Here is a 4361-nt window from a genome sequence, read left to right as displayed (position 1 = left end):
TTTTAAGGTTGTGTCAGTACTGACTGACCGCACCATATTGCTGATATGGCTCAGTTGGTAGAGCACACCCTTGGTAAGGGTGAGGTCCCCAGTTCGAATCTGGGTATCAGCACCATATAATCGGCATTTAAAAAGAATTTACCTAGTGGCAATAGCGCGGTGGTCCCACCTGACCCCATGCCGAACTCAGTAGTGAAACGCCGTAGCGCCGATGGTAGTGTGGGGTCTCCCCATGTGAGAGTAGGGAACTGCTAGGTTTTAAATATAAAGAAGCCACCCATCGGGTGGCTTTTTGCATTCTGTTAATAGAGTAATTTTCACTAATTATCTTATTTTCCTAATCTTGCTATTCACTCTTAATCCAGCCTGATAGACTTATCCTATCCTAGTTTTATTTGTACTGAAGGCTGTAATGAACCTAACGTCTGAACTTAAATCATTTAATAGCTTTGGCATTCAAGCAAAAGCATTATCAATTGTTTGTGTGGATAACCAAGAATCTTTACTCCAACAATGGCTCGAGGCTAAAAATCAGCAACTCCCAGTATTATTATTAGGGGGGGGAAGTAATGTTCTATTTGTTGCAGACTTTGAAGGTGTTGTAATTATTAATCAGCTTAAGGGCATAGAAATAACAGAAGATAACAGTTATTGGTATGTTCATACTCAAGCAGGTGAAAATTGGCATCAATTACTTGAAACATTATTGAGTAAAGGTATTTGTGGTGCAGAAAATTTAGCATTGATCCCGGGTTGTGTGGGTTCTGCACCTATTCAAAATATTGGTGCTTATGGCATAGAGCTGAAAGATATATGCGAGTATGTTGACGTACTTTCCCTTGAAACAGGCAAAGTAATACGACTAACAGCTGCGGAATGCCAATTTGGCTATCGTGATAGTATTTTTAAGCATGAGTATCATTATGGCTATGTCATCATCAGTGTTGGACTAAAATTAGCTAAAGAATGGGTTCCTAAGCTTATGTATGGAGATCTTGCTCAACTTGACCCCAATACAGTAACACCAGAGCAAGTATTTAATTCTGTATGCCAAACACGTAGAAGCAAATTACCTGACCCAACAGTAACGGGCAATGCGGGGAGTTTTTTTAAGAACCCTGTTATTTCAGCAGAAAAGGCACAGGCCATAAAAATAGCTTATCCTAATTGTCCTCAATATGAACAAGCTGATGGCAGTATTAAATTAGCCGCAGGTTGGTTAATTGACCAGTGCGGTTTAAAAGGTCATCAAATAGGTGGCGCTGCTGTTCACACCCAACAAGCGTTGGTGTTAATTAATAAACAGCACGCAACAGGGCAAGATATTGCTAACTTAGCGAAATATGTGAGCCAAACGGTAGCAAAGCGCTTTGATATTAATTTAGAGCCAGAAGTAAGGTTTATCGGCCGAATGGGAGAAGTTAATGCAATGGATTATATTCGATGAAAGAAACTAATATTCCTTTACAGCTAATTGATATCTTAGCTGATGCTCAGGTCCATTCGGGGGAGCAACTCGGTGAACAATTAGGAATGACCAGATCTGCAATTAATAAACATATCAAAACATTGCGCTCTTGGGGATTAAACATAGAAACAATAGCTGGCAAAGGCTATAAGCTTCCATATCAAATCAATTTATTAAGTGAAGAAGCCATTAAAAAGCAAGTTGATGATGTGAATATTATTGTTGAGCCAGTGATCGATTCAACAAACCAATATATGTTAGAGCGTATTGCTGAGCTTAAATCAGGAGATACTTGCTTAGCCGAATATCAAAGTGCTGGACGTGGTAGAAGAGGGCGTCAGTGGATATCTCCATTTGGGTGTAATCTATATCTTTCAATGTATTGGAGATTAGAACAAGGCCCAGCAGCAGCAGTGGGACTAAGTCTGGTTGTGGGTATCGTGATTGCTGAAGTTTTAAATAGAATTAGTCAAGAAAAAGTGAAAGTAAAGTGGCCCAATGACCTGTATATGAATGATAAAAAACTTGCAGGAATTCTTGTTGAATTAACTGGTAAAACAGGAGATGCTGCCCATATTATTATTGGTGTTGGTATTAACATCGGCATGAATAATAACAACATTGAAAGTTCAAAATCAATAACGCAAGAATGGTCATCACTAAGAGATGAAGTTGAAAATATAGAGCGTAATGAATTATCTGCTAATATTATTAAGTCATTAAGAGAATCCTTAGTTATATTTGAAAACGAAGGACTAAAACCATTTTTGGAGCGATGGTTTAAATTAGATAATTTTCTGAACAGGTCTGTTAAGCTACTGATAGGTAATGATATAATTACAGGGATTGAGCGTGGTGTTAATGATCAAGGCGCATTATTACTACAAAAGGATAATGGAGAAATAATTCCCTATATTGGTGGGGAAATATCATTAAGGCCAAACGAGTGATATATTATTGGCCGGAGATAAGCCGGCCAATATAAATAATTACTTTCTTAATCTAACACTCTGAATAGTATGGTTCTCACCTTTGGTCATAATTAAACTTGCTCTTTCCTTTGTTGGTAATATATTTTCTTCAAGATTTAATCCATTAATTTCATCCCAAATAGACCCTGCAATATTAATAGCTTCATCTTCACTTAATTTAGAGTAGCTATGGAAATAAGAATCAGGATCTGAGAATGCACCTTGCCTAAATTTAAGAAACCGACCGATATACCATTGTTTTAATAATTCAGGTGCAGCATCAACATAAATGGAAAAATCAACAAAGTCAGATACAAAGACATGATGAGGATCTTGTGGATAATCCATATCACTTTGTAAGACATTTAGTCCTTCAAGTATTAAAATATCAGGTTGATCAATGATTTGTTCTTGGTCAGGAACGATATCATACGTTAAATGTGAATAAACAGGAGCCTTAACGTTACGTGCTCCTGATTTTATTTGCGACACGAAGTTAACGAGTTTTCGCATATCATAAGACTGCGGAAACCCTTTTTTCTTCATGATATTCCTATCTTTTAATACTTGATTAGGATGTAAGAAACCATCAGTTGTAATCAAGTCAACTTTACGGTGTTCTGGCCAACGAGTGAGTAGTGCTTGTAGTAAACGTGCAGTTGTACTCTTACCAACGGCTACACTACCTGCTATACCAATAATATAAGGCACTTTTGCGCCATTAGTCCCAAGGAACTGCTCTAGGACAGCCTGACGACGTAAGTTTGAGCTGATATAAAAATTCAATAAACGCGATAAAGGTAGATAAATCTCTATAACATCTTCCATAGAGAGTTCTTCGTTAATCCCTTTTAACTCTAGAAGTTCACTCGATGTTAATGTAAGTGGAACTGAATCACGTAAAGTTGCCCAGTGTTCTCTATCAAACTCTAAGTATGGCGTAGTAATAAAATTTTCTTTCTTTTTCATAAACCAACATCTGCCTATTTTATGCAGGTTGGACAGGTTGCCTAAACACCCGTATCCATAAAATTTGCTAGCATCATAGCGAGTGAAAGTGGGGAGGCGTAGGTTTTTTTCTATTTTTTATGAGTTTTTTTTGATGTAGGCAGAAAAAATGATACTGAGTGATGAAAAAAACACCTAAAAATGAGAGGCTAAAATTGTGATATCGAATAAAAAATAATAATTTTAAAAATTTTAAGCCTCTTTCTCCCTTTACTGACCAAATGATAATGGACTATAGTTAACAGCTGCTGTTGATGTTTTAAGCTTAAAATAGTTAAAAAATCAACAAAAAGCCAAAAAGCGAACAAAATGTGAGCGAACAAACAAAAAAATTAATTTTTTTGTTGCAACCTGCGCCGACTCTACCTAGAATGCGCAGCACTTGATGCCGGCATAGCTCAGTTGGTAGAGCAACTGACTTGTAATCAGTAGGTCCCGAGTTCGACTCTTGGTGCCGGCACCATTAACAATTTGGATAGGTGGGATACCCAAGCGGCCAAAGGGAGCAGACTGTAAATCTGCCGTCACAGACTTCGAAGGTTCGAATCCTTCTCCCACCACCATCTCCAAGAAATTTTCTTAAGAGAAAATTTTGAGGAACAGTTTAACAGCTGATAACTCAGGTAGCCGAGTTCATTGCGGGCATCGTATAATGGCTATTACCTCAGCCTTCCAAGCTGATGATGCGGGTTCGATTCCCGCTGCCCGCTCCAAGATGTGCTGATATGGCTCAGTTGGTAGAGCACACCCTTGGTAAGGGTGAGGTCGGCAGTTCGAATCTGCCTATCAGCACCACTTCCCTTATGTTCTCACTAATCTCCCTGATTTGTCTCCTGAAAAAAACAAGCGAAATAAATTCTTGCTTGGTTGATGTGGTTTAACCACCGATTCCGTGTCTTAGAGGGACAATCTAA

General features: G+C 38.2%; 3 protein-coding genes, 5 tRNA genes and 1 rRNA gene. 8 read left to right on the top strand and 1 reads right to left on the bottom strand.

The features are described from left to right. Positions 1–39: 39 nt before the first annotated feature. The 4 genes from PSF28_RS23380 to birA all read left to right on the top strand — a co-directional run bounded on the left by PSF28_RS23380 (position 40) and on the right by birA (position 2418). A tRNA-Thr gene (locus PSF28_RS23380) sits at positions 40–115 on the top strand. Positions 116–141: 26 nt separating this feature from the next. Next, positions 142–257 (top strand): 5S ribosomal RNA (gene rrf / locus PSF28_RS23375). A gap of 155 nt (positions 258–412) precedes the next feature. Then, positions 413–1447, top strand: a complete 1035-nt coding sequence (murB, locus tag PSF28_RS23370; RefSeq protein WP_272685730.1) for a UDP-N-acetylmuramate dehydrogenase — start codon at positions 413–415, stop codon at positions 1445–1447. After that, positions 1444–2418, top strand: coding sequence for a bifunctional biotin--[acetyl-CoA-carboxylase] ligase/biotin operon repressor BirA (gene birA, locus PSF28_RS23365; protein ID WP_272685729.1), 975 nt, complete (start codon positions 1444–1446; stop codon positions 2416–2418). The genes murB and birA overlap by 4 nt, the downstream gene beginning before the upstream one ends. Positions 2419–2457: 39 nt before the next feature. Here the strand turns inward: birA and coaA are convergent, their stop codons facing one another. Beyond that, entirely contained in the window at positions 2458–3408 is a 951-nt protein-coding gene (gene coaA, locus PSF28_RS23360; RefSeq protein ID WP_109913348.1) for a type I pantothenate kinase, read from the bottom strand. A 426-nt stretch (positions 3409–3834) separates the two neighbouring features. Between coaA and PSF28_RS23355 the strand changes: the two genes are divergently transcribed. From PSF28_RS23355 to PSF28_RS23340, 4 genes are all read left to right on the top strand, one after another. Next, positions 3835–3910: transfer RNA gene (locus tag PSF28_RS23355), tRNA-Thr, on the top strand. A 15-nt stretch (positions 3911–3925) separates the two neighbouring features. Further along, a tRNA-Tyr gene (locus tag PSF28_RS23350) sits at positions 3926–4010 on the top strand. Between the two features lie 75 nt (positions 4011–4085). Further along, positions 4086–4160 (top strand) — tRNA-Gly (locus tag PSF28_RS23345). A 6-nt stretch (positions 4161–4166) separates the two neighbouring features. Beyond that, positions 4167–4242: transfer RNA gene (locus tag PSF28_RS23340), tRNA-Thr, on the top strand. The last annotated feature ends 119 nt before the right edge of the window (positions 4243–4361 follow it).

Source organism: Providencia sp. PROV130, assembly GCF_028482225.1.
In the GTDB taxonomy this organism is placed as follows: domain Bacteria; phylum Pseudomonadota; class Gammaproteobacteria; order Enterobacterales; family Enterobacteriaceae; genus Providencia; species Providencia rettgeri.
Note: the sequence above shows the minus strand (reverse complement) of the source record. Positions and strands in the feature narration are given on the sequence as shown.

Bases quoted from the DNA above. Each gene is read 5' to 3' on its own strand.
- murB (WP_272685730.1), top strand. From the start codon at position 413: ATGAACCTAACGTCTGAACTTAAATCATTTAATAGCTTTGGCATTCAA.
- birA (WP_272685729.1), top strand. From the start codon at position 1,444: ATGAAAGAAACTAATATTCCTTTACAGCTAATTGATATCTTAGCTGAT.
- coaA (WP_109913348.1), bottom strand. From the start codon at position 3,408: ATGAAAAAGAAAGAAAATTTTATTACTACGCCATACTTAGAGTTTGAT.